General features: G+C 41.9%; 1 protein-coding gene. It reads right to left on the reverse strand.

Annotated elements, in window-relative coordinates; all coding sequences use genetic code 11:
- A partial coding sequence (locus E1163_RS31490; RefSeq protein ID WP_484494431.1) for a pectate lyase family protein occupies window positions 1-451 on the reverse strand: 451 nt, incomplete at its 3' end.
- Between the last annotated feature and the right edge of the window lie 10 nt (window positions 452-461).

Raw genomic sequence — 461 nt, forward strand, 5'->3', positions numbered from 1 at the left:
CACTTATCCATTTGAAGCTACAGTGGTCTATCCACATTTTTGTAGCGCCATATAAAAGCACCCCGTCAAGGGCTTCAATAATATGGGGATTAATGTCCCAGATCTTGAGGTTTCTCATAATCACATTGCTGTTGTCACGATTATACAGCATCACGCCCCGCAATGAAGCTCCTCTTCCCATGCCTATTATAGTTTTGTTGGATTGTACCCAAATCCTTCTTTCCCATTGTTGGATCTCTTTTGTGGTTGATTCAGCTCCGGGGCATGTACCGCTACTGTTCCAGTATCCTTTATAACCGCCACTTTCCGAGGTGTTAACCGTGCATGGTTGATAACATACTGTTACTTTTCTGAAGTTTCTGAAATCAATTGTTCCTTCCGGTACTAAAATAATTTTAGCTTTTTCTGACTCGGCCGCCTCTATTAACTCTTCTGCCGAAGTTACTTTCACTATTTCAGCA

Origin of the sequence: Fulvivirga kasyanovii (genome assembly GCF_009711405.1) — a bacterium.
Taxonomy (GTDB): Bacteria; Bacteroidota; Bacteroidia; order Cytophagales; family Cyclobacteriaceae; genus Fulvivirga; species Fulvivirga kasyanovii.